At 71.1% G+C, this 26,133-nt stretch carries 7 protein-coding genes; 1 reads left to right on the top strand and 6 read right to left on the bottom strand.

The genetic code is table 11. From position 1 onward, the window contains the following. Positions 1 to 13: 13 nt before the first annotated feature. Entirely contained in the window at positions 14 to 1,654 is a 1,641-nt protein-coding gene (locus tag CBM2594_RS20785) for a cyclic peptide export ABC transporter (protein ID WP_116358671.1), read from the bottom strand. Between the two features lie 284 nt (positions 1,655 to 1,938). Here CBM2594_RS20785 and fhuF point away from each other — a divergent pair, with 284 nt between their 5' ends. Continuing rightward, entirely contained in the window at positions 1,939 to 2,757 is an 819-nt protein-coding gene (gene fhuF / locus CBM2594_RS20780; RefSeq protein WP_232346700.1) for a siderophore-iron reductase FhuF, read from the top strand. Here the strand turns inward: fhuF and CBM2594_RS20775 are convergent. The 5 genes from CBM2594_RS20775 to CBM2594_RS20755 all read right to left on the bottom strand — a co-directional run bounded on the left by CBM2594_RS20775 (position 2,699) and on the right by CBM2594_RS20755 (position 26,112). Then, positions 2,699 to 2,893: a hypothetical protein gene (locus CBM2594_RS20775; RefSeq protein ID WP_116358669.1), complete on the bottom strand. Its 195-nt coding sequence runs from the start codon at positions 2,891 to 2,893 to the stop codon at positions 2,699 to 2,701. The two genes, fhuF and CBM2594_RS20775, sit on opposite strands and share 59 nt — an antisense overlap. Next, complete coding sequence (locus CBM2594_RS20770; RefSeq protein ID WP_116358668.1) at positions 2,890 to 4,050, bottom strand: PepSY-associated TM helix domain-containing protein; 1,161 nt, start codon at positions 4,048 to 4,050, stop codon at positions 2,890 to 2,892. Before CBM2594_RS20770 ends, CBM2594_RS20775 begins: the two co-directional genes overlap by 4 nt. Before the next feature lie 94 nt (positions 4,051 to 4,144). Next, positions 4,145 to 6,274 (bottom strand): TonB-dependent siderophore receptor, encoded by a 2,130-nt coding sequence (locus CBM2594_RS20765; RefSeq protein ID WP_232346699.1) that lies wholly within the window; start codon positions 6,272 to 6,274, stop codon positions 4,145 to 4,147. A gap of 176 nt (positions 6,275 to 6,450) precedes the next feature. Further along, the gene (locus CBM2594_RS20760) at positions 6,451 to 18,318 is read right to left on the bottom strand and encodes a non-ribosomal peptide synthetase (RefSeq protein WP_198048182.1); all 11,868 of its coding nucleotides are present in this window, start codon (positions 18,316 to 18,318) and stop codon (positions 6,451 to 6,453) included. Further along, on the bottom strand, positions 18,319 to 26,112 hold the full coding sequence (locus CBM2594_RS20755; protein ID WP_116358666.1) for a non-ribosomal peptide synthetase: 7,794 nt from the start codon (positions 26,110 to 26,112) through the stop codon (positions 18,319 to 18,321). Positions 26,113 to 26,133 lie beyond the last annotated feature (21 nt).

Here is a 26,133-nt window from a genome sequence, read left to right as displayed (position 1 = left end):
GGCTGGCGGCGCGTCAGGCGGCGGACGCTTCGGGCAAGCGCGTGAGGTCTTGCGGCGCGGTGTCGGCGGCAATCTGCCCGTTCTCGATCCGGATCACCCGGTCGGCCAGCCCGAAGTAGCGGTCGTCGTGCGAGATCACCAGCACCGCCTTGCCCTGCGCGCGCAGTTCCGGCAGCACCTCGCGATAGAAGATGTCCTTGAACAGCGGGTCCTGGTCGGCTGCCCATTCGTCGAGGATCAGCACCGGCCGGCGCTCCAGGCAGGCGACGATCAGCGCCAGCCGCTTGCGCTGGCCCTGCGACAGCGCCTGCGTGGTGAAGCGGCCCGCGCGCACGCTGACCTTGTGGCCAAGCTGGAAGCGCTCGATCAGCCGGTTGGCCAGGGCCTCATCCTGCGGATCGTGCGCGAGCAGCGTGTCGAACAGGTGGAAGTCCGAGAACACCGCCGAGAACAGCGCCCGGTAGTCGGCCAGCCGCGCCGGGTCCGCCGCCTTGCCGTTATGCAGCAGCCGGCCCGACAGCGGCGGGTACAGGCCCGCGACCAGCTTGGCCAGCGTGGTCTTGCCGCTGCCGTTGCCGCCCACCAGGAACACGATCTCGCCGGCGCGCAGCACCAGGTCGACTGGGCCCAGCGCGAAGAAGCTGTTCTCGCCTTCGTGGAAATAGCGGTGGCTGGCCCCGTCGAGCGCGACCGACGAGAACGGCGCGGCGGGCGCCGCGCCCGGCGGCGCTTCCGGGTCGGCATCGGCACCGAGCGCTTCGATGCGCGCGTAGGCGACGCGTGCCATGCTCAGCGCCGGCAGCGCGTTCAGCAGCGATTCCAGCGGCGACATGATGTAGAGGAACATGATGGTGAAGCCGGTCATCACCGCGGGGTCGAGCGGCGTCGCGCGCGGCGCGAACAGCACGCCGCCGATCACCGCGAAGAACAGGAAGCTGCCGAACCCCAGCGCCACGAAAAAGATCGACAGCCCGCGCGTGCGCGCCGCGCGCACCGCTTCCAGCGTGGCGCCCAGGCTGTCGCGCAGGAAGCTGCGCTGCTTGTCATGGTTGAGCTTGAGTTCGCGCGCACCCGCCACCAGCGCCTTGAACTGGCCGTGCAGCGCGTCCTGGGCGATGCCGGCCTGCTTCAGGTGCACCAGCGCGCGGCGGTGGTTCCGGTGATAGATCCACGAGCCGACGCCCAGGATGGCGCAGGCAATGGCGAAGGTCGGCAGCGACAGCCACGCCAGGTAGCCCAGGCAGCCCAGCACCACCATGGCGTTGGTCAGCACCACCGGAATCACCGACAGGCCGTTGGCGACATGGGTGCTGTCGTCCGCCAGCGCCGCCTGCACGCGCGCATTGCCGGTCTGCTCGATATGCGGATAGGGCGCGCCGATAAAGCGTTCGCAGATCTGCGCGCGGATGCGCGCCAGCGCGCTCTGGCTGACGCGCACGAACAGCGTCGACGCCAGCGTGCGGCAGGCCAGCACGGCGACGGCCAGCGCCGCGAACGGCAGCGCCAGCCGCGGCGCCTCGGCGCCCTGCGTGGCCAGCACGCGGTTGATCAGCGCCACCATGCCGACCGCGCACAGGCCCGCGGCCAGGCTGGCCGCGGCGGCCAGGACGATGGTGAGGCGCAGCGTGCGCGGCAGGGAGGCAAATAGCGTCATGCGGGCTTGGATTGAGGGTCGTTACTGACCCGATGACGTGCGGCCGCGCGGGAAAATTAGGTCGTCGGCGAATAGCGGGGACAGGTGGACGCGCACGGATGGATGCGGATGACTTCGTTGATGCGCCGGCCCTCACCCCCGGCCCCTCTCCCGCACGCGGGAGAGGGGAGCAAACAGGCGGGAAACATCAACCGCAGTCCCTCACCCCTAAGCCACAAGCCGGTTGCGCCGGTAATTTCCAGGCCGCGGCATTCGTCTTCCGTGACGTAGCCCCCGCATAGGGCATGCGGGGCGAACGCACCAGAAACCCAATGATCCCCATCCTTGCGCCGTTTTTTACCGGACCGCTGCGCCCGTTCGCCGAGCGCCTCGCCCTTGGCGCGCAGTCAGCGCTGCCCCCGGTCAGCGCCGCGGCGCTGGACCGCAGCTGGGCGGATGCCTGCCTCGCCAGGCTCGCGCAGGCGCTGGGCTGCGACGACCGGCGCGCGCTGGCCGCGGCATGGTTTCGCGACTACACGCTCGCAGTGCTGCCGGGCGCGCTGGTGGCGGCAGCGCTGCATCGGCGCAGCCTGCCGTTCGATGATCCGGCGCTCGAATGGAAAGGCGCGGCCGACGGCCGTCTCGCCAGCCTGGTGCTGCCCGATGACGGTGCGCCGGAAACGGGGACGCTGCCGCGCTTGCTGTCGCCCCTGCTCGGGCAACACCTGCCGCAGGTGGTGGCGGCATTTGCCGCCGCCGCACGCGTGTCGCCGCGGCTGCTCTGGTGTACCGGTGGTGTCGCCGCCTCGGGCGTCGCGCGGCAACTGGCCGCACATCCCGCGCTTGCGGCGGCACAGCGCGCGGAAGTGCTCGCGTGGAACGGCAACGCCATGTCCGCCGACGGCTTCGCCAATCCGTTCCACGGCGCCTTCCGTCCGGGCGCGGCGCCCGGGCTGCCCGGCGTGGCGCCGGTGCGGCGCGTCTGCTGCCTGAACCACCGCCTGCCAGGCGAGGGGTACTGCGGCACGTGCCCGCTGGTGGCGGATGGGCGGACACGCGCGGCGCTCAGCGCTGCGGAGATTGCCCCCGCCCGCGCCACTGCCGCCACAGCCAGCGCGCGGTGACCGCGACCGGCACGCCCAGGCCGATCCAGCACAGCGCATCCCACGCGCCGTCGCCAAAAATGCCGGCGGCAAGGCCGCCCAGCGACAACGCGCCCAGCAGCAGCGGCATCGGCCAGGTATCGTCGATCAGTTTCATGCCTGGTCTCCCGACAATTGCGGCGGCAGCGCTGCGCGCGCGTCCTCGCGGCTGCGCCGCGGCCGCTTGAGCCAGAAGATCAGTCCGGTCACGGTGGCCCCCGCCGTGATCACGGTCAGCAGCGCCCACAGGACCTGCAGCGGCCTGCCGGCATAGTCGCCGAAGTGGAACGGGGCCGACAGCAGCAGCACCTGCAGGTACCACGGCATGCCGCGCACCGCGGCGACGCTGCCGTCGCCGGCATCGACCAGCACGATCGCATAGACGCGCTTCTGCAGCTCGGTATGGCCGCGCAGCACCACGCCGTAGTGGCGGCCGGTGGAGAACTCGGTGCCGGGGTAGAACACGAAAGCAGGGTCCTTGCCCGGCACGGCCCGGTGGGCGGCGTCCAGCGCGCGGTCGACCGGCACCAGTTCCGGCGGCGTCGGCCCGGGCAGCGTGGCGATCAGGTGCTGCAACTCGGTCTTCTGCCACAGCCCGATGATCAGCGGGGAAAAAGACAGGAAGGTGCCGGTCAGCCCGACCACCAGCGCCCATACCATCACCACGATGCCGAACAGGTTGTGCAGGTCCGCCTGCACCACCCGCACCGGCTTGCCGAAACGCACCAGCCCGAACGCCAGCTTGCGCATGAAGGGCCCGTACAGCACCAGGCCGCTGATCAGGCTGAGCGCGAACAGCACGCCGATAAAGCCGATGAAGAACTGCCCGGGCAGGCCCAGGAACAGGTTCAGGTGCAGCTTCAGGATAAAGCCGCTGACGGTCTCGCCGGCCGGCCCGGGCTTGCGCGGCGCGCCGGTCGCGGCATCGAACTGAAGGGTGGTGCCATGGCGCAGCTTGGGCTCGCCGGGCGGGCCGACGCGCACGCCGACGGCATCGGCGTCGTCCTCGGCGAAGGCGATCGACTTGGGCGCCTGGCCGGGGTGGGCGGCGCGCGCGGCATCGACCATGCCCTGCAGCGGCGGGCGCTGCGCGGGCACGGGCAGGGTGCGTTCGGCGGACACCAGGCCGTGGTGTTCCTGGCCGGCCAGCGCGTCGATGTCCTCGTGGAAGATCAGCAGCAGGCCGGTGAGGCACAGCACCAGCAGGTTCAGGGTGCAGAGCAGGCTGGTCCAGCGGTGGATCGCGTACCAGAAGCGCAGCGTGGGGGCTTTCATGTGATGGAACTCCTGCAAGGCAGCGGCCCCGCACCCGTAGCGGGTGCAGGGCCGTGCCTGCCGTCAACGGTTGGCTTGCAACGCCATGCCGGGCTTACCAGCGGTACGTCACCGTGCCGATGATGGTGCGGCGACGGCCGTAATAGCAGTTGGTGGCGCTGTCGCAGGCGGCAACGTAGGTCTTGTCGAACAGGTTGTTGACGTTCAGCCGCAGCGTGTAGTGCCGCGCAAACGAATAGCTCGCGGCCAGGTCGACCAGCGTGAAGCCGGGCACCTCGGTCACGTTGGTCTGGTCGTAGGTCTTGCTGACGTAGCGCACGCCGCCGCCCAGCCAGACCCCGGCAAGGAAACCGCCGGAGAGCCGGTAGTCCGCCCACAGCGATGCCATGTGCCGGGGCACGTATTGCGGCGTCTTGCCGGCGTTGGGCGCATTCGGGCCCGCCTTCGTGACTTCGGCATCGGTGTACGTGTACGACGCCAGGATGTTGAAGTTCGGCGTGACCGACCACGTGCCTTCCAGCTCCACGCCGCGCGAGCGCACCTCGCCCAGCTGCGACGAGAAGCCGTTGACCGGCGACGTGGTCAGCACGTTGGCCTGGGTCAGGTCGAACAATGACATCTGGGCGAAGCTGCGGCTGCCGGCGGGCTGCCACTTCAGCCCGGCCTCGTACTGCTTGCCGGTGGTGGGCTGCGGCGTGCCGCCGCCGAACAGCGGCACCGCCGTGGCCGGCTCGAACGAGGTGGAATAGCTGACGTAGGGCGACAGGCCGTACGGTCCTTCCCACAGCAGGCCGGCGCGGCCGGTGAACTTGCCGTCGTCGCTGCCGGTGCGGGCAACGGCGTTGGTCGACAGCGTGCGCGTGTCGGTGTCGACCTTGGCCTTGTCGTAGCGGCCGGCGAGCTGCAGCATGAAGCGGTCCGAGATCCGCACCATGTCCTGCAGGTAGAAGCCGATCTGGCTGCGCGTGGTGTCCTCGTCGGTCTGGTAGTTGGGGGCGACGAAATTGCCGTAGACCGGGTTGAAGATGTTCAGCGGCGGCTGTGCGGCCGGCGTGTTGCCGGTCAGGCCGCGCAGGCGGCTGAAGGTCGAACGCGAATAGTCGATGCCGGTCAGGATGGTATGGTCGAAGATGCCATGCTTCACCTTGATCTGTGCCTGGTTGTCGACCGTGAACAGATCGAACGACTCGTTCGAGCGCAGGCCGATGCGACGCAGCAGGTAAGGGCCGTTGGGCGGATTCGCCACCAGCCCCCCGTTGCCGCCGATGTTCTCGTAGCTGACGTACATGTGGCCGTAGCGCAGGTTCTGGCGCAGCGTCACGGTATCGTTCAGGCGATGCGAGAACTCGTAGCCGGCCAGGTACTGCTCGCGCTTGAAGCGGTCGAAGCCGGGCTCGCCGGTGAACAGGTCGGTCGGGATCTTCGAGCCGTTGGCCAGCGGCGTGACCGTGCCCAGCGCCGGCAGGAAGTTGGCGCTGTTGCCGGCGTTGTCGTGGTAGATCTGCGCGTAGGCGGTGAAGCTGGTGGCGTCGGTGGGGCGCCAGGTGATCTGCGGCGCGATGAAGAAGCGGTCGTCGCCGGCCATGTTGGTCTGCGTGCCGCTGTCGCGCGCCAGCGCGGTCAGGCGGTACAGCACCTTGCCGTCCTTGTCGAGCGCGCCGGTGAAGTCGCCGGAGACCTCCTTGCGGTCATAGTTGCCGAAGCTGAGGTTGATCTCGTTGGCGGTCTCGGCCTGCGGCCGCTTGCTGATCTGGTTGACCAGGCCGCCGGGCGAAGTCTGCCCGTACAGCACCGACGACGGGCCGCGCACCACGTCGACGCGCTCCATGCCGTACGGGTCCAGTTCCCAGCCGCCGTAGCCGCCCGAGGCCGGCAGTTTCAGCCCATCCAGGTACTGGCTGTTCTGCGACACGGTGAAGCCGCGGATCATGTAGAAGCTGCGCCGGGTATCGACGATGGGCTCGGTGCGCACGCCGGCGCTGTAGCGCAGCGCCTCCTCGACCCGCTGCGCCCCCTGCGCGCGCATCTGGTCGGCGGTGATGACGCTGATCGACTGGGGCGTGTCCGCGACCGGCACATCGGACTTGGTGGCGGACACCGACTTCTTGTTCGCCGGCCCGTAGTTTTCCACGCTGTCAGCGCGCACGCTGACGGCGGGCAACTGTACCTCCGCAGTCGTTCCCGCCTGCGCCGTGCCGCTGTCCTGCGCGTGCGCGCACTGCATGGAGGCCGCCAGCGCCAGCGCCGTCAGCGCAAAGGGTTGATGGCTTGACCGGCCCTGGCTCGGGCGACCCGTTCTACCGCTGTGCATATTCCTCCTGACATTCGGCGTTCTTGATTTCGGCCGTATTGTAAATGCAAATCATTGTCATTAGCGTTAAAAAGTTTCATTCACGCCTCCTACGTCGGGAGGGTGGCCGTGCCGGTAGCGGGGTGTCGCGCTTCGGTAATGGGCTCGGGGCGGGCCCCGACACTGCGGCGCAGCTGCGCCAGCAAGCGCGGGTCGCGCACGATCGCGTGGTGGTCCACACCTTCCAGTACGGTCTCTTCGCGCGGGGCACCGAGCCAGCCGGCCAGCCGCGCGGCAGCGCCGTCGCGGCCGGCGCGCCACCACAGCGCGCGGGGTGCCTGGACCACGGGCAGCGCGCGCTGGGCCGCGGCGAGCAAGCCGAGCCGATGCGCGGCCAGGAACATGTGCGCCAGTTCGTCGGCCCCCAGCGCTGCCTGCGGCGCCGCCGAGGCGGCAATGCACGGTGCCAGCAGCGCGCGCACCGCTGCGGCATCGGGCTCGGGCGCTGCATCGGCAGGCAGCGCGGGCGGTGCCGCATCCGGCAGCAGGCGTGCGGAAAAAGCCGCCAGCGCGGCGGGCCAGCCTGGCGTCGCGGCGCCGGCGTGCGGCCGTGGCTCCGGAACGAACGGATCGACCAGCCCCAGCCATTGCACGGTCTGTCCCTGCGCTTCCAGTTCGCGCGCCATCAGCGTGGCCAGCGTCGCGCCGAGCGACCATCCCAGCAGCAGGTAAGGCCCTTGCGGCTGCACGGCGCGCCATTCGCGCACATAGTCCGCCGCGATCGACGCCAGCGACGCATCGCGCCACGCCGGATCGGCCAGCGCGCGCGCCTGGAAGCCGTACACCGTGCGCTGCGCGCCAAGCTGCGCGACGATGGCGTCGTAGTCGAACAGCGTGCCCAGCGCTGCATGGATGCAGGCAATCGGCGGCAGCGTGGCGTTGGCCGGCCCCGCCGCGAGCACGCGCAGCGCGGCGGGCTTGGCGCCCGGCCCGGCCACGGCGGGCTCGCCATCCGGCAGCAACTGCCCGATGGTCGGCGTGCGCATCAGGTCGCGCAGCTTCAGGTCGAGTCCCAGCGCCCGGTTGGCACGGACGCGGGAAATCACCTTCAGGCTCAGCAGCGAATCGCCGCCGAGCGCGAAGAAGTTATCGTCCAGCCCCACGCGCGGCACGCCCAGCACGTCCTGCCATACCTGGGCGAGCCAGCGTTGCGCTTCGGTTCGGGGCGCCACGTACTGGTCGGAGGTTTCGTCGCCTGGCACAGGCAGTGCGCGGCGGTCGAGCTTGCCGTTGGGGGTCAGCGGCAAGGTGTCGAGCACGACGAAGGCTGCAGGGACCATGTAGTCGGGCAGTTCGGCGGCCAGCGCGGCGCGCAGTGTCGCGCCTTCCAGCGTCGCGCCTGCAGCGGGCACCACGTACGCCACCAACCGCGCACCCGACGGTCCCTCGGCGGCGATCACCGCCGCATTACCCACTCCGGCTTGCGCCAGGATGCGCGCTTCGATCTCGCCCGGCTCGATACGGAAGCCGCGGATCTTCAGTTGCTGGTCGATGCGGCCAAGGTATTCGAGCTGACCGTCAGGCAGCCAGCGCGCCAAGTCGCCGGTGCGGTAAAGGCGCGCGCCGTCGCCAGCAAACGGGTCGGGTACGAAGCGCTCGGCGGTCATGCCGCCCTTGTTCAGGTAGCCTCGCGCCAGCCCTTCGCCGCCGATATACAGCTCGCCGGCGACGCCCGGCGGGACGAGGTTCAGCTCGGCATCCAGCAGGTAGCAGCAGCGCGCACCCACCGGGCGCCCGATCGGCGCGTAGGTGCCGGAGAACTCCGCTTCGGGCGCATCGGCGCGGACCTTCCATACCATCGGCGTGACCACGGTTTCGGTGGGGCCATAGCCGTTGATAAAGGACCGCGGCGCCAGCGCTCGGCGCGCCTGCGCAAACGCGGCGCGCGGCATGGCCTCGCCGCCGAAGGAGTAGAGCGCCACCGGCGGGCGCTCGCCGCTCTGCTCGCAATACTCGGCCAGCTGGCGCAGGTAGGCGGGCGGGAAGCCGGCGTTGGTGACACCGTGGCGGGTCATGGCCGCGGCGGTCTGCTCGGGCGTCCACAGCGCATCGTCGCGCAGCAGCAGCGAGCCGCCGCAGGCAAGCGCGCACAGCCAGCGTTCATGGGCGCCGTCAAAGGCGAACGAGAGGAAATGCAGCTCGCGCGAATGCGGGCCCATCTCGTAGGCGTCGATGGTCGCGGCCACATGCATGGCAAGCGGGCCGTGCGCGACGCAGACGCCCTTGGGCCGGCCGGTGGAGCCGGAGGTGTAGATCACGTAGGCAAGCTGGCCGGGGTGGACCGGCTGCTCCGTCAGCGGCGCGATCTGCTCATCGACGGTGTCGAGCGTCAGCACCGGCAGCGATGCCGGAGCGGGCAGCGTATCGAGCAGGGCCGGCTCGGTGACGAGCAGCCGGATCGCACTGTCGTCGAACAGGTAGGCCAGCCGGTCCTTCGGGTAAGCGGGATCGAACGGCACGTAGGCGGCGCCGCTGCGCATCACCGCCAGCAGCGCGACGACCAGGTCGGGCGAGCGCGACAGGGCGATGCCGACGCGGTGCTCGGCGCCGATGCCGCGCGCGTGCAGCACGGCGGCGAGGCGGTCGGCGCGGGCCAGCAGCTCGCCGTAGCGCAGGGCCTGGTCGCCGCAGATGACGGCGACGGCTTCAGGATTGGCCGCGGCGTGGCGGGCGATGTGCGCATGCACGGGCAGGTTCTCGCCCGCAGGCGGCGCGCCCCGGCCCAGCGCCAGCAGCGCGGTGCGCTCTTGCTGCGTCAGCAGGCTGAGCGCGCCGACGGTCTGCCCGGGCACGGTGCCGATCGCTTCCAGCAGCCCAGTCATCTGCGCACAGATGCGCGCCACCTGCGCGGCGTCGAACGCGCGCCGCATGTAGGTAAAGCCCAGCCGCAGGGTCTGGCGCAGGCTGACCTCGACGTCCATCTCGTATTCGGTCAGCCCCGTGCTGCCTTGCGTCTGCAAGCGCAGCCCGCTGCGGCTGGCCGATGCCAGCGCGTCTTCGAGAGGGAAGTTCTCGAACACCAGGATGCTGTCGAACAGCCGCTGGCCGGCCTGGCCGCCCCAGCGCTGGAGGTCGGACAGCGGCGTATGGCCGTGCTCGCGTGCGGCCAGGTTGAAGGCCTGCAGTTCGCGCAGCCAGTCGCCCAGCGCCTGTTCGGGCCGCGGTGCGGACAGCACCGGCAGCGTGTTGATGAACAGTCCCAGCATCTGCTGGCTGCCCGGCACGTCGGCCGGGCGCCCGGCCACGGTGGCGCCGAAGGCCACGCGGCGCTGGCCGGTGTAGCGCTGCAACAGCAGCAGCCACGCGGCCTGCACCACGGTGTTGAGCGTGACCTTCTGCGCGCGGGCGTAGGCCGACAGCCGCTCGGTCAGCGCCGCGCTGCAGGCATGCTGCAACAGCCCGTAGCCTTCGCCCGCGGCGGGCGCCGGCAGCGCCTGCGCCAGCCGCGTGGGCGTGTCGAAGCCATCGAGCTGGCCGGCCCAGAACGCCTGCGCGGCACCGGCATCGCGCTGCTGCAGCCAGCGGATGTAGTCGGCAAAGCGGCCTTCGGCCGGGGCTACCGCCTCGCCCGCATAGCGCTTCAGCACCTCGCCCAGCAGTTGCGACGTGCTCCAGCCATCGAGCAGCAGGTGATGCACGGTCCAGACCAGGTGGTGCCGGTCCGCGCCGGTGCGCACCAGTGTCAGCCGCATCAGCGGCGGGCATTCCAGGTCGAAACCCCGGGCCAGGTCCGCCGCGGCGAGCTGGTCCAGCGCGGCCGGCAGCGCTTCGGGCGGCTGCGCCGACCAGTCGTGTTCGGCCAGCGGCAGCGGCACCGCGTGCGCCACCCATTGCAGCGGCTGCTCGCCGCGCTGCAGGAAGCCCGTGCGCAAGGCATCGTGGCATCCCAGCGCCTCGCGCCAGGCCTGTGCGAAGCGGGCGGCGTCCAGACCGTCGACATCGACCCGCAACTGGTTGATATAGGCACTGCCGGCATCCGCGCGCGCCACGCTGTGGTACAGCATGCCCGCCTGCATCGGCGACAGCGGGTAGAGGTCCTGCACTTGCGCAGCGTTCAGGCCGAGGCCGTCGAGCTGGCCTTGCGACAGGCGCGCCAGCGGAAAGTCCTCGCTGCGCAGGGTGGCTCGGCGCGGCGTCGCTGCTGCGCGCACCTCGCCGGCATTGGCATCCAGCGGCGACAACGCCTGCGCCACCGCGGCCAGCGTCTGCCGTTCGAACAGCTGCCTGGGCGTCAGCAGCCAGCCCAGCGCGCGCAGCCGCGCGACGATCTGCAGGCTCAGGATCGAATCGCCACCCAGTTCGAAGAAGTTGTCGTGGCGGCCGACGCGCGCGACCTTCAGCACGGCGGCCCAGGTTTCCGCCAGCACCGCTTCCACGCCGGGCTGCGGCGCCTCGTAGGCGCTGGTACCGGTGAACTCCGGCGACGGCAGCGCGCGGCGGTCCAGCTTGCCGTTGGGCGTGACCGGCATGCGCTCCAGCACGACGATGGCGCCGGGCACCATGTAGTCAGGCAACGCCTGCGCCAGCCAGGCACGCAGCGCATCGGTGTCGATCGCTGTGCCGGCCGCGGGCACCGCATACGCCACCAGCCGCGCCGGGCCGTCGCCGGTCAGCGCAACGGCCACGGCCTCGCGCACACTGCCGTGCGCGAGCAGGCGGGCTTCGATCTCGCCCAGCTCGATGCGCAGGCCGCGGATCTTGACCTGGTGATCGAGCCGGCCCAGGTATTCGATCTGGCCGTCGGCGCGCCGCCGCGCCAGGTCGCCGGTGCGGTAGAGACGCTCGCCCTGCGCGCTGTGCGGATCGGCGACAAAACGCTCGGCCGTCAGCGCCGCGCGGCCGAGGTAGCCGCGCGCCAGTCCCGCGCCGCCGAGATACAGCTCACCCGCGACGCCATCAGGGACCGGCTGCAGCGCGCCGTCGAGCACATGCGCGCTGACATTGGCGATGGGCCGCCCGATCGGCACCGCATGCCCGCCGTTGTCGCGGCAGGTCCAGTGGGTGACGTCGATCGCCGCCTCGGTGGGGCCGTACAGGTTGTGCAGGCCTGCGTGAGGCAACAGGGCCATGGTGCGGCGGGCCAGCTCCGCCGGCAGCGCCTCGCCGCTGCAGACGATGTGGCGCACGCTGGCGCACCTGGGCGCCACGGTGCCATCGGCGACGAAGGCCTGCAGCATCGCCGGCACGAAATGCAGCGTGGTGACGCCATGCTGCGCGATCAGCGCGGCGATCCGCTGCGGATCGCGATGGTCGCCCGGCGCCGCCAGCGCCAGCCGCGCGCCCGTCATCAGCGGCCAGAAGAACTCCCAGACCGAGACGTCGAAGCTGAACGGGGTCTTCTGCAGCACCGTGTCGCCGGCATCCAGCCGGTACTGCGCCTGCATCCACCAGAGCCGGTTATACAGCGCGCCGTGCCGGTTGCCGGCGCCCTTGGGCCGCCCGGTGGAGCCGGAGGTGTAGATGACGTAGGCCAGGTTTTCCGGCGACAGTGCGGGGGCCGGGTTGCGGTCGCCGCCCTGCGTATAGAGCGCCGGATCGGACAGGTCGACGATTCCCACGGCACGGGACAGCGCCGGCATCGCATCGTGGCGCTGCACCAGCACCAGCGCGACACCGCTGTCCTCGATCATGTAGGCCAGCCGGTCGGCCGGATAGTCCGGATCGAACGGCACGTAGGCACCGCCGGCCTTGAGGATGGCCAGCAGTGCAACGACCATTTCGACCGAGCGCTCGGCCAGCACGCCCACCGGAACGTCCGGGCCGACCCCTTGTGCGATCAGCCGATGCGCGAGCGCATTGGCGCGGTGGTTCAGCGCCGCATAAGTCAGCCGCTCTTCGCCGAAGCACAGCGCCATCGCGTCGGGCTGCTCCGCCACACGCGCTTCGAACAGCCGGTGCACGGGTTCGGCGGCGGGATAGGGCTGCGGGTCGGCACCCAGCGCCAGCGCGGCGCGCGCCTCGGGCGGCGCCATCAGTGCGATTTCGCCCAGCGGCTGCGCCGCGTCGGCGGCCAGCTGGCGCAGCACGGCAAACAGGCTTTGCGCCAGTTGCGCGGCGTGCGGCGCGGCCAGTTGCGCACGGTCGAAGCGGCAGGTCAGGTGCAGCGTGTCGGTGTGCGCGAACAGCAGCGTCAGCGGGTAGTTGGTCTCGGCGCGGTTGCGCACGCCGGAGAATGCAAGCCCGGCCGGCGTGCGGCGCAACGCCGCATCGACCGGGTAGTTCTCGAATACGACGATCGAATCGAACAGGGCCTGGCCGCTGTGGCCGGCCCAGCGCTGGATGTCGTAGAGCGCGGTGTGTTCGTGCTCGCGCAGCGCCAGGTTCAGCGCCTGCACTTCGCGCAGCCAGTCGCCCACGGCTTGCTGCGGGCGCGGCGATGCGATCACCGGCAGCGTGTTGATGAAGAGCCCCAGCATCTGCTGCGCCGCCGGCAGCTCGGCCGGACGGCCCGCCACGGTGGCACCGAAGGCCACGCACGGCTGGCCGGTGCAGCGCTGCAGCAGCAACAGCCAGGCGGCCTGCACCAGCGTGTTCAGCGTAACCTTCTGCGCGCGGGCAAAGCCGGCCAGCGCGGCGGTCTCGGCGGCGTCGAGTTCGTGGTGATGCTCTCCCTGGCCTTGTCCGTGTTCCGGCGTCGGCAATGCCAACAGCAGGCGGGTAGGCGCGTCGAGCGGTGCCAGTTGCGCTTTCCAGAAGGCTTCGCCGGCCGCGGCGTCGCGCGACTGCAGCCAGCCGATGTAGTCGGCAAAGCGGCCGCCGCTGGCGGGCAGCGTTTCGCCGGCATAGTGGCGCAGCACTTCGCCCAGCAGCTGCGCGGTGCTCCAGCCGTCGAGCAGCAGGTGGTGCACGGTCCAGACCAGGTGGTGGCGGTTTGCGCCGGTGCGCAGCAGCGCCAGTCGCATCAGCGGCGGCTGCGTCAGGTCGAAGCCCTGCTCGCGCTGGCTGTCGGCGAAGGCATCGATCTCGTCCGTACTGCGCCCGCGCCAGTCCTCGACCAGCAAGGGCAGCGCCGCCTGCCGGGGCACCCACTGCAGCGGCGGATCCGCCCGATGCAGGAAGCCGCTGCGCAGGCTGTCGTGTCGCGCCAGCACCGCATGCCATGCAGCGGTGAAGCGATCCGGCTCGATGCCGTCGACATCGACGCGCAACTGGTTGGTATAGGCGCTGCCGTGCTCGGCAAACACGCTGTGGAACAGCATGCCCGCCTGCATCGGCGACAGGGGGTAGAGGTCCTGCACCTGTTGCGGCACGAGCGCCAGCGCATCGAGCCGCGCCTGGGAAATACTGGCGAGCGGGAAGTCGGATGGCGTCAGGCCGGCGGCTCCGGCGGTGCAATGGGCAACAACCGCCTCCAGTTCCGCGCGCAGCGCCGCCGCGAACGCTTCGATCGTCGTGGCGCGGTAGCGGCGGCGGGCATAGGCCACCGACAGCTTGAGCTGTCCGTCCTGCACCTGCCCGCTGACCGACAGCGGATGCGACAGCGGCGTGGCGGGGTCCTGGTTGGCGCCCGCGCTGTCGCCCGATAGCCGCCACGGGCTGTCTTCGGCAAAGCTGGCGTCGAACTGGCCCAGGTAGTTGAACACCACGTCGGGCTTCGGTACGGCCGCCAGCGCGGCCTGCTGCGCGGACGAACCGAAGCGGCGTAGCAGGCCAAAGCCGATGCCGTCGCCGGGCACGGCGCGCAACTGCTCCTTGACGGCCTTGATCGCGCCATCGATCGCGCCGCTGCCGTCGAGCGCGACCGGGAACATCGTCGTGAACCAGCCGACGGTGCGGCTCAGGTCGAGCGTGTCGTCGACGCCTGCTACACGGCCATGGCTTTCCAGGTCGATCAGCACCTGCGCGCGGCCGCTCCAGGCGCCCAGCGCCCGCGCCAGCGCCGTCAGCAGCAGGTCGTTGACGCGCGTGCGGTACGCCGCCGGGGCGCGCTGCAGCAGCGCCTGGGTCAGTTCGACTGGCAGCGCCAGCGTGACGGCGTCGCGCTCGGCGATGGTCAGGGCGCCGGCCGGATCGTCGCAAGGCAGGCTGGCATCGACTTGCGCCAGCGCCTGCCAGTGCGGCAGTTCGTCATCACGCGTCGCGGCGTTGGTGCGCAGCGCCTGCGACCAGCGCTGGTACGACGCCGTGCGGGCGGGCAGCACGGCCGGCTGGCCCTGCATTCGCTGCTGGTAAGCGTCGCGCAAGTCCTCGACCAGCACGCGCCACGACACGCCATCGACCACCAGGTGGTGGATCACCAGCAGCAACTGCCAGCGCTCGCCGCATTGCAGCGCGACGGCACGCAGCAGCGGACCTTCGGCCAGGTCAAGGCTGCGCTGGGCCGCCTCGCAATGCGCCAGCCGTTCCGCCTCCGACGCGGCGTGGCGTACCCACAGCAGGTCCGGGCTGGCTTCGATGCCGGCATAGGCTTGCTGCCAGACGCCGTCGCGCTGGACGAAGCGCAGGCGCAGCGCATCGTGATGCGCTACCACATCGGCAAGCGCGGCGGCTAGCGCTGGTGCGTCGGGTGCCGCGCGGCAATCGAGCAACACCGACTGGTTCCAGTGGTGGCGCTGGCGCATCGGCGTTTCAAAGAAGTCGGCCTGGATCGGCAGCAGCGGCACCGCACCGACCGGCACCGCGTTGCTATCGATCACGTCCTGCACCACTGGCGCTGCGACCGCCGCCAGCTCTGCCAGCGTCTGGCGCTCGAACAATTGCCGCGGCGTCAGCACCCAGCCGGCGGCGCGGGCGCGGGCGACGATCTGCAGGCTCAGGATCGAATCGCCGCCGAGTTCGAAGAAGTTGTCGGCACGGCCGACGCGCGGCAGGTTGAGGACATCGGACCAGATCGCGGCGAGTGCGGTTTCTGCTTCGCCTTCTGGCGCGACGAAGTCTTGGGCGCTGTCGAACGCCGGGGAAGGCAGTGCGCGGCGGTCGAGCTTGCCGTTGGGGGTCAGCGGCAGGGTGTCGAGCACGACGAAGGCGGCAGGGACCATGTAGTCGGGCAGCTCTGCGGCCAGGGTGGTGCGCAATGTCGCGCCTTCCAGCGTCGCGCCTGCAGCGGGCACCACGTACGCCACCAACCGCGCACCCGACGGTCCTTCCGCCGCAATCACCGCTGCGTTGGCTACGCCCGGCTGCGCCAGGATGCGCGCCTCGATCTCGCCCGGCTCGATGCGGAAGCCGCGGATCTTCAGTTGCTGGTCGATGCGGCCCAGGTATTCGAGTTCGCCATCTGGCAGCCAGCGCGCCAGGTCGCCGGTGCGGTAAAGCCGCGCGCCATCGCCGGCAAACGGGTCGGGTACGAAGCGCTCGGCGGTCATGCCACCCTTGTTCAGGTAGCCTCGCGCCAGCCCTTCGCCACCGATATACAGCTCGCCGGCGACGCCAGGCGGGACGAGGTTCAGCTCGGCATCCAGCAGGTAGCAGCGGCGCGCACCCACCGGGCGCCCGATTGGCGCGTAGGTGCCGGAGAACTCCGCTTCGGGCGCATCGGCGCGAACCTTCCATACCATCGGCGTGACCACGGTTTCGGTGGGGCCATAGCCGTTGATAAAGGTCCGCGGCGCCAGCGCTCGGCGCGCCTGCGCGAACGCGGCGCGCGGCATGGCCTCGCCGCCGAAGGAGTAGAGCGCCACCGGCGGGCGCTGGCCGCTCTGCTCGCAATACGCGGCCAGCTGGCGCAGGTAGGCGGGCGGGAAGCCGGCGTTGGTGACGCCGTGGCGGGTCATGGCCGCGGCGGTCTGCTCGGGCGTCCACAGCGCATCGTCGCGCAGCAGCAGCGAGCCGCCGCAGGCGAGCGCGCACAGCCAGCGTTCATGGGCGCCGTCAAAGGCGAACGAGAGGAAGTGGAGCTCGCGCGAATGCGGGCCCATCTCGTAGGCGTCGATGGTCGCCGCCACATGCATGGCCAGCGGGCCGTGCGCGACGCAGACGCCCTTGGGCCGGCCGGTGGAGCCGGAGGTGTAGATCACGTAGGCAAGCTGGCCGGGGTGGACCGGCTGCTCCGTCAGCGGCGCGATCTGCTCATCGACGGTGTCGAGCGTCAGCACCGGCAGCGATGCCGGGGCGGGCAGCGTATCGAGCAGGGCCGGCTCGGTCACGAGCAGCCGGATTGCGCTGTCGTCGAACAGGTAGGCCAGCCGGTCCTTCGGGTAAGCGGGATCGAACGGCACGTAGGCGGCGCCGCTGCGCATCACCGCCAGCAGCGCGACGACCAGGTCGGGCGAGCGCGACAGGGCGATGCCGACGCGGTGCTCGGCGCCGATGCCGCGCGCGTGCAGCACGGCGGCGAGGCGGTCGGCGCGGGCCAGCAGCTCGCCGTAGCGCAGGGTCTGGTCGCCGCAGATGACGGCGACGGCTTCAGGATTGGCCGCGGCGTGGCGGGCGATGTGCGCATGCACGGGCAGGTTCTCGCCCACAGGCGGCGCGCCCCGGCCCAGCGCCATCAGGCCACTGCGCTCGCTGTCGTCGAGCAGCTCCACCGCATCGAGCCCTTGCTCCGGCGCGTCGGCCAGCCGGCCCAGCAGGCGCACGTAATGGCGCGCGAGCCGCTGCACCGTGCCGGCGTCGAACAGTTCGGCGGCATAGAGGAAGCAGGCATGGATATGGCCGTCGCTGTCCTCGCGGGTATCGAGCGTCAGTTCCAGTGCCGTGGTGCGCTCGCCCACCGGCGCGCTTTCCAGCTCCAGGCCCGGCAGCGACGCGCGCGCGGCGCGGTCGCCGCGGCGGTGGTTGTGCACCACCTGGAACAGCGGGTGGTAGCTCAGGCTGCGCTCGGGCTGCAGCGCCTCCACCAGTTGCTCGAACGGCAGGTCCTGGTGCGCCTGCGCGCCCAGCACCGCTTCACGCGTCCGGCCGAGCAGCGCTGACAGCGGCTGGCTGCCGTCAATGGTCCCGCGCACGACCTGGGTGTTGACGAACAGCCCCACCACGCGCTCGGTTTCGATGCGGTTGCGGCCCGCCACCGGCACGCCGACGCAGAGGTCGCGGCTGCCGGTGTAGCGGTACAGCAGCGCCTGGAAGCCCGCCAGCAACGCCATGAACAGCGTGCCGCCGCAGGCTTGCGAGCGCTGGCGCAGCGCCTGGGCGAGCGTGTCGGCAATGGCGATCTCGCAGCGCTGCGTGTGGTAGGCCGCGGCGGCCGGGCGCGGGCGGTCGGTCGGCAGCGCCAGCACGCCGGGCGCGCCGTCCAGCGCTTGCCGCCACCAGGCGAGTTGCCGTGCCTGCTCGCCGGCCTCGAGCCAGTTGCGCTGCCACACCGCATAGTCGGTGTAGCCGATGTCCTGCTTTGCCAGGGGCAAGGGCTGGCCGGTCCGTTGCGCGCGGTAGGCCGCCGCCAGCTCGTCGATCAGCAGTTGCATCGACCAGCCATCCGAAACGATATGGTGCATCGCCAGCACCAGCCGATGGTGCGCTGCGCCCAGGCGCAGCAGGTGCACGCGCAGCAGCGGTGCGCTGCCCAGGTCGAACGGCGCTTCGGCGATTGCAGCGGCGCGCGCATCGGCGCTGGCGGGGTCCGCCGACAAGTCGGTCAGCGGCAGTTCGATGCTGGCTTCGGCGCGCACATGCTGCCGCACCTTGCCGTCGGGGTCCGCCAGGAACACCGTGCGCAGGGCTTCATGGCGTTGCGCCAGCATGGCGAACGCCGCCTGCAGCGCGCCGATGTCGAGTTCGCCGCGCAGCTCCACGCGGCTGCTGATGTGGTAGGCCGCGCTGTCGGGCGCGAAGCGGTGCAGGAACCACTGGCGCTGCTGCGCGTACGACAGCGGCGCATCGTAGCCGGCCGCGGCATCGGGCCGCGGCAGCGCTGGGATCGGCAATTGCGAGAATGCGATGCCTTGCGCGGCCATCTTGTCGAGAAAGGCACGGCGCTGGGCCGGCGCCAGCGTGGCAAAGCGCGCGGCCAGCCGGGCCGCGGTGTTGGCTTCGATCATTCAGACTGACTCCAGGGTATTGGCGAACGCTTCCAGTTCCAGCAGGGCGGCTTCATCGGCATGGCGTTGCTGGGCCGGCAGCGCCGCGGCCAGTTCGGCCAGCGTGGCGGCGCCGAACAGCAGCGCCAGCGGCACGTCGATGCCAAGTTCGCCCTGGATCCGGGACAGGAGCTGCACGGCCAGCAGCGAATGGCCGCCCAGTGCGAAAAAGTTGTCGTGTCGGCCCACGGCGGGCACCTGCAGCAGCGCCTGCCAGATGTGGGCGAGGCGCGTTTCGAGTTCGCCTTGCGGAGGCTCCTGCAGCGCGCTGCCGGATGGCGCCGCGGTGTCCGCCGGCGGCAGTGCGCGGCGGTCGAGCTTGCCGTTGGCAGTGAGCGGCAGCGCGTCGAGCAGCACGATGGCGGCCGGCACCATATGCGGCGGGAGCGTCGCCGCCAGCGCGCGGCACAGCGCCGCGGGATCGGGCCGAGCCTCCGCTTGCGGGACCACGTAGCCGACCAGCTGCATGCCGACGGCAGCGGGCACGGCCACCACCGCGGCCTGGCGCACCTGCGGCAACGCCGCCAGCTGCGCCGCAGCTTCGGCGGGCTCGACGCGGAAGCCGCGGATCTTGACCTGGTCGTCGGTGCGGCCCAGGTACTCGAACACGCCGTCGGCGCGGCGTCGCACGCGGTCGCCGGTGCGATACAGGCGACCGCCATCGCGGCCAAACGGATCGGGCACGAACCGGTCTGCCGTCAACGCGGCCCGGCCGAGGTAGCCGCGCGCCAGCGCGGGCCCGCCGACATAGAGCTCGCCGGCGATGCCGTCGGGCAGCGGACTCAGGTCCGCGTCCAGCACATATGCGCCGGTGCCGGGCAGCGGCTGCCCCAGCGGCAAGCCCGCCCCGGGCTGCGCAGTAGTGCCAGCCACGTGCACGAGCACGCCCACGGTGGTCTCGGTCGGCCCGTAGTGATTGACCAGCCGGCACGCCGGCCGCGCCGCGTGCAGGCGCGCGCGCAGCGCGGCGTCGGTGGCTTCGCCGCCCAGCACCAGCGTGTGTTCGGGCAGCACGTCGGCAAGCGGCACCCCGGCGGACTGCGCGCCGTCGAGCAGGGCGCGCAGGTGGCCGGGCACGATCTTGAGCACGCCGATGCGGTGCTGAACCATGTAGCGCGCGAAGGCCGCGGCATCGAACACGCAGCGGCGCTCAGGCAGGTGCAGCGCGCCGCCGCTGGCCAGCGCGCCGAACAGCACGGTATGGCCGAGGTCGGCCGCCGGCGTCGACACCATGGCCATGCGCGCCGCCGGCGCCAGCGCCAGTTGCGGCAGCAGACCCTGCAGATAGTGCGCCAGCGCTCCGTGCGAAATGCCCACGCCTTTCGGCCGCCCGGTGGAGCCCGAGGTGTAGATCACATAGGCCAGGTGGTGCGGATGCAGCGCCGGCGCCGGGTTGGCGTGCTCGCCGTCATACTGGGACGGCGCGCCCAGGTCGATCACCGGCACGCTCGCGGGCAAGGCCGCGGTCGCGTCGGGCCGCTGCGCCAGCAGCATTGCCACGCCGCTGTCTTCGACCATGAAGGCCAGGCGGTCGGCGGGATAGTCCGGATCGAACGGCACGTAGGCACCGCCGGCCTTGAGGATGGCCAGCAGCGCGACCACCAGTTCGGCCGAGCGCTCGGCCAGCACGCCTACCGGAACGTCGGGGCCTACGCCTTGGGCGATCAATCGACGCGCGAGGGCATTGGCGCGCCGGTTCAGTTCGCGGTAGCTCAGTGGCGCGCCGTCGGCCGCCAGCGCGACGGCATCCGGCGTCGACGCCGCGTGGGCTTCGAAGCAATGGTGCGCCAGCTGGGCCGCCGCCGCAGCGGCGGGCAAGCGGACATCCGCGGTGGCCAGGCTGAGCCGGCCCAACGGGCGTGCCGCGTCGGCGGCCATCTGGCGCAGCACGGCGAACAGGCCCTGCGCCAGCCATTGCGCCTGCGGCTCGCCAACCACGGCGCGATCGAAGCGGCAGGTCAGACGCAGCGTGTCGGTGTGCGCGAACACCAGCGCCAGCGGATAGTTGGTCTCGGCGCGGTTGCCGATGCCGGAGAACGACAACCCGGCCGGCGCGCGGCGCAATGCCGCATCGACCGGGTAGTTCTCGAATACGACGATCGAATCGAACAGGGCCTGGCCGCTGTGTCCGGCCCAGCGCTGGATATTGTAGAGCGGGGTGTGCTCGTGCTCGCGCAGCGCCAGGTTCAGCGCCTGCACTTCGCGCAGCCAGTCGCCCACGGCTTGCTGCGGGCGCGGCGATGCGATCACCGGCAGCGTGTTGATGAAGAGCCCCAGCATCTGCTGCGCGGCCGGCAGCTCGGCGGGGCGCCCGGCCACGGTGGCGCCGAAGGCCACGCAAGGCTGCCCGGTGCAGCGCTGCAGCAGCAACAGCCAGGCGGCCTGCACCAGCGTGTTAAGCGTGACCTTCTGCGTGCGGGCAAAGCCGGCCAGCGCGGCGGTCTCGGCGGCGTCGAGTTCGTGGTGATGTTCGCCCTGCCCTTGTCCGTGGTCCGGCGCCGGCAGCGCCGCAAGCAGGCTGGTGGGCGCGTCGAGCGGTGCCAGTTGCGCTTTCCAGTAGGCTTCGCCGGCCGCGGCGTCGCGCGACTGCAGCCAGCCGATGTAGTCGGCAAAGCGGCCGCCGCTGGCGGGCAGCGTTTCGCCGGCATAGTGGCGCAGCACTTCGCCCAGCAGCTGCGCGGTGCTCCAGCCGTCGAGCAGCAGGTGGTGCACGGTCCAGACCAGGTGGTGGCGGTTTGCGCCGGTGCGCAGCAGCGCCACGCGCATCAGCGGCGGCTGCGTCAGGTCGAAGCGCTGGGCCAGTTCGGCGGCGGCAAAGCGGTCGAGCTCGGCGGCGTCGCGGCCGCTCCAGTCCTCGATGGTCACCGGCAGCCGCACGGAGCGGGCCACCCACTGCAGTGGCTGTTCGGCACGATGCAGAAAGCCGCAGCGCAGACTGTCGTGGCGCGCCAGTGCAGCCTGCCACGCCGCGATAAAACGCGCCGGGTCGAGCCCGTCGATATCGACGCGCAACTGGTTGGTATAGGCGCTGCCCTCGGGCTTGAGCACGCTGTGGAACAGCATGCCGGCCTGCATCGGCGATAGCGGATAAACATCCTGCACGTGCGCCGGATCGAGCTTCAGCGCGTCCAGTCCTGCCTGCGTCAGCCGCGCCAGCGGGAAGTCGCTGGGCGTGACACCCGCAGCGCCCGAACTGCAGTGGGCAATCAGCGCTTCCAGTTCCTGGCGCAAGGATTCGGCGAGTCGGCGGACCGTCTCCGCCTGATGGCGTGCCCGACCGAAGGCGAGCGTCAGGCGCAGTTCTCCGTCCTGTACCTGTCCGTTGACCGACAGCGGATGCGACAGCGGCGTGGCGGGGTCCTGGTTGGCGCCCGCGCCGTCGCCCGATAGCCGCCACGGGCTGTCGTCGGAAAAGCTGGTGTCGAGCTGGCCCAGGTAGTTGAACACCACCTCCGGCTTCGGTACGGTCGCCAGCGCGACCTGTTGCGCGGACGAACCGAAGCGGCGCAGCAGGCCGAAGCCGATGCCATCGCCGGGCACCGCGCGCAGCTGCTCCTTGACGGCTTTGATTGCGGTATCGAGCGCGCCGGTGCCATTTAGGGCGACCGGGAACAGCGTCGTGAACCAGCCGACGGTGCGGCTCAGGTCGAGCGTGTCATCGACGCCCGCGACACGGCCGTGGCTTTCCAGATCGATCAGCACCTGCGCGCGGCCGCTCCAGGCGCCCAGCGCCCGGGCCAGTGCCGTCAGCAGCAGGTCGTTGACGCGCGTGCGGTACGCCGCTGGCGCGCGCTGCAGCAGCGCCTGGGTCAGTTCGGCCGGCAGCGTCAGCGTGACGGCGTCGCGTTCGGCGATGGTCAGGGTTCCCGTCGGATCGTCGCAAGGCAGGCTGGCATCGACTTGCGCCAGCGCCTGCCAGTGCGGCAGTTCGGCGTCACGCGTGGCGGCATTGGCGCGCAGCGCCTGCGACCAGCGCTGGTACGACGCGGTGCGGGCGGGCAGCACAGGGGGCTGGCCCTGCAGGCGCTGCTGGTAGGCGTCGCGCAGGTCCTCGACCAGAACGCGCCACGACACGCCATCGACCACCAGGTGGTGGATCACCAGCAGCAGCTGCCAGCGCTCGCCGCAGTGCAGCGCAACGGCACGCAGCAGCGGACCTTCGGCCAGGTCAAGGCTGCGCTGGGCGGCTTCGCAGTGGGCCAGCCGCTCGGCTTCGGATGCAGCGTGGCGTATCCACAGCAGGTCCGTGCAGGCGTCGGTGTTGGCATAGGCTTGCTGCCAGATGCCGTCGCGCTGGTCGAAGCGCAAGCGCAGCGCGTCGTGATGCGCCACGAGGTCGCGCAATGCCTCAGCGAGTGCTGGCAATTCCGGAGCCTCGCGGCAATCGAGCAACACCGACTGGTTCCAATGGTGGCGCTGGCGCATCGGCGCATCGAAGAAATCAGCCTGGATCGGCAGCAGCGGCACCGCACCGACCGGCACGGCGTTGCCGTCGATCACGTCCTGCACCACTGGCGCTGCGACCGCCGCCAGCTCTGCCAGCGTCTGGCGCTCGAACAATTGCCGCGGCGTCAGTACCCAGCCGGCGGCGCGGGCGCGGGCGACGATCTGCAGGCTCAGGATCGAATCGCCGCCGAGTTCGAAGAAGTTGTCGGCACGGCCGACGCGCGGCAGGTTGAGGACTTCGGACCAGATCGCGGCGAGTGCGGTTTCTGCTTCGCCTTCTGGCGCGACGAAGTCTTGGGCGCTGTCGAACGCCGGGGGAGGCAGTGCGCGGCGATCGAGCTTGCCGTTGGGGGTCAGCGGCAGGGTGTCGAGTACGACGAAGGCGGCAGGGACCATGTAATCGGGCAGCTCTGCGGCCAGGGTGGTGCGCAATGTCGCGCCTTCCAGCGTCGCGCCTGCAGCGGGCACCACGTACGCCACCAACCGCGCACCCGACGGTCCCTCGGTCGCGATCACTGCCGCGTTGGCCACGCCCGATTGCGCCAGGATGCGCGCCTCGATTTCGCCCGGCTCGATGCGGAAGCCGCGGATCTTCAGTTGCTGGTCGATGCGGCCGAGGTACTCCAGTTCGCCATCGGGCAGCCAGCGAGCCAGGTCGCCGGTGCGGTAAAGCCGCGCGCCGTCGCCGGCGAACGGATCGGGCACGAAGCGTTCCGCAGTCAGACCCGGACGATTCAGGTAGCCCCGCGCCAGGCCGTCGCCGGCAATGTAGAGTTCACCGGCCACGCCGGGCGGGACCGGGTTCAGTCCGGGATCCAGCACACGCACGCCCAGGTCCGGAATGCGCTCGCCGATCGGGCTGCGTGCGCGGCTGGACGGGTCCAGGTCGGCGCGCGTGATCGGGCGGTAGGTCACATGCACCGTGGTCTCGGTGATGCCATACATATTGACCAGCTGCGGCGACGCATCGCCGAAGTGGTCGATCCAGGGCCGCAGCGCCTGCAGATCGAGCGCCTCGCCGCCGAAGATGACGTAGCGCAGCGCCAGCGGCGCGCGGTACAGCTCTGGCTGGGCCATCAGCGCGCGGAACGCCGACGGGGTCTGGTTCAGCACCGTGACGCGCTCGCGCTGCAGCAGCGCAATGAACTCCTGCGGCGCGCGGCTGACGTGGAACGGCACGATCACCAGTTGCCCGCCATGGCACAGCGCGCCAAAGATCTCCCAGACCGAGAAGTCGAACGCGTAGGAATGGAACAGCGTCCAGACGTCGGCGGGACCGAAACCGAACCAGTGCTGCGTCGCCGCCAGCAGGCGCGACAGGTTGCCGTGCTGCAGCTGCGCGCCCTTGGGGCGGCCGGTGGAGCCTGAGGTGTAGATCACGTAGGCGAGGTGTTCGGGACGGACGTCGACCGCGGGCGCGTGTTCCGGCCAGGCACCGCCGTCGTCCTGCGCATCGATCTCCAGCACCGGCAGTCCGTCCCGCCGCGGCAGCAGGCCGCGCAGCGCGGGTTGGGTCAGCAAGGCGGCGATGCCGCTGTCCTCGAACAGATAGGCCAGGCGCTCGGCGGGATAGGCCGGGTCGAACGGCACGTAGGCGCCGCCGGCCTTCAGGATGGCCAGCAGGCCGACGATCATCTCCGGCGAACGCTCCATGGCGATGCCGACGCGGACCTCCGGGCCCACGCCGAGCGCGATCAGCCGGTGCGCCAGCCGGTTCGCGCGCCGCTCCAGTTCGCCATAGCTGAGCGTTGTGTCGCCGTGGCGCAGCGCGATTGCGTGCGGCTGCTGTTCGGCATGGCGCTGGATGCGGCGATGCGCAGTTTCGGCAGCAACGTGCCGCGCCGGCTGGCCGGCGGCGTGCTGGTGCGCCAGCGTGGCGGCGTCGTCAGCGCCAAGCAGCGGCGTTGCCGCCAGCGGCAGATCGGGCTGATCCAGCAGGCCCTTCAGCTGGGCCAGGTAGTGGCGCAGCATGCGCTGCGCGGTGGCGGCATCGAACAGCGCGCAGTCGTACTCGAGGCTTACGGCCATGCCGTCACCGCGGTCTTCGACGTCGAGGATCAGGTCGAACTTGGCGCCGGTCTGGCGCGCTTCCACCGGCTGCACCTGCAGGCCCGGCAGTGCCGGCGCGGCCGGTGCCGTGGCCGTGCGCAGGTTGAACATGACCTGGAACAGCGGGCTGCGGCCGGCATCGCGCGGCACCTGCATGCCGTCGAGCAGCACTTCGAACGGCAGTTCGGCGTGGCCGAGCGCACCCAGCGCATCGGCGCGCAATTGCTCGCACAGCGCGCGGCCGCTGAGGCCGGGTGCGGTGCGCGAGCGGTAGACATGGGTATTGGCGAAGAACCCGACCACGTCGTCCAGCCCGTCGCCGTCGCGGCCCGCGTGGGGCACGCCGACAGCGAAATCGTCCTGGCCCGCATAGCGGCTCAGCAGCGCCTGCCACGCGGCAAGCAGCACCACGAACGGCGTGCAGCGCTGCGCCGCGCAGAAGCGGCGCAATGCCTCCAGCGTCGGTCCGTCCAATGCCGCATCGACGCGCCGGGCGACGCGCGTGGCCGGGTTGCCGTGCGCGCGATCCGTCGGCAACTGCAGGGCCGGCACGTGGCTGCCCAGCTGGCGCTGCCACCATGCGCGCTGGGCGTCGAGGGCACCGCTGGCCAGGCGCTCGCGCTGGCGGCTGGCATGGGCGGCGAAGGTCGTGGCGGGCGCGGGTAGCGCGATCGCGCCGTCATCCGCCAGCGCCTGCGCATAGGCCGTGCCCAGGTCGCGCGCGATCACGGCGTTGGAGACGGCATCCGAGACGATATGGTGCAGCGACAGCAGCAGCACGTGGTCGTCGTGCGCGCGCGTGAGCAGCGTGGCGCGCAGCAGCGGCGCCTGGCCGAGATCGAACGGCCGCGCGGCCTCCGCGTCGATGCATGCCTGCAGCGCATCCGGGCCGGCTGCGAGCGTTGCTTCGTTCAGGGCAAAGGCCGGCGCGGATTCGACCACCTGCTGCGGCAACGTGCCCGGCGCGGCGACGTCCGCGACGAAACGGGTGCGCAGCGCGGGATGGCGGGCGATCACGGCACGCAGCGCGGCCTGCAGCGCGCGGCGGTCGAGCGCGCCGCGCAGCGCGAAGGCGCGGGTCTGGTTGTAGGCCGTGCTGCCGGGCTCGTATTGCAGCAGGAACCACAGGCGCTGTTGCGAGAACGACAGCGGGGCCGCGGCGGGGATGGGGCTTGCCGGCGCGGCGGCAGGCTCCGCGTCCTGCTCCAGCAGCAGCGCCAGCAGCGCCGCCTGCTGCGCAGGGGTCGAGGATTGCGTCATGGAGGCGTTCCAGGGAAAAAG

This window comes from Cupriavidus taiwanensis (assembly GCF_900249755.1).
GTDB lineage: Bacteria > Pseudomonadota > Gammaproteobacteria > Burkholderiales > Burkholderiaceae > Cupriavidus > Cupriavidus taiwanensis_D.
The sequence above is the reverse complement of the archived record's forward strand: the minus strand, read 5'-3'. Positions and strand labels throughout refer to the sequence as shown.

Bases quoted from the DNA above. Each gene is read 5' to 3' on its own strand.
- CBM2594_RS20785 (WP_116358671.1), bottom strand. From the start codon at position 1,654: ATGACGCTATTTGCCTCCCTGCCGCGCACGCTGCGCCTCACCATCGTC.
- fhuF (WP_232346700.1), top strand. From the start codon at position 1,939: ATGCGGGGCGAACGCACCAGAAACCCAATGATCCCCATCCTTGCGCCG.
- CBM2594_RS20775 (WP_116358669.1), bottom strand. From the start codon at position 2,893: ATGAAACTGATCGACGATACCTGGCCGATGCCGCTGCTGCTGGGCGCG.
- CBM2594_RS20770 (WP_116358668.1), bottom strand. From the start codon at position 4,050: ATGAAAGCCCCCACGCTGCGCTTCTGGTACGCGATCCACCGCTGGACC.
- CBM2594_RS20765 (WP_232346699.1), bottom strand. From the start codon at position 6,274: ATGCAGTGCGCGCACGCGCAGGACAGCGGCACGGCGCAGGCGGGAACG.
- CBM2594_RS20760 (WP_198048182.1), bottom strand. From the start codon at position 18,318: ATGATCGAAGCCAACACCGCGGCCCGGCTGGCCGCGCGCTTTGCCACG.
- CBM2594_RS20755 (WP_116358666.1), bottom strand. From the start codon at position 26,112: ATGACGCAATCCTCGACCCCTGCGCAGCAGGCGGCGCTGCTGGCGCTG.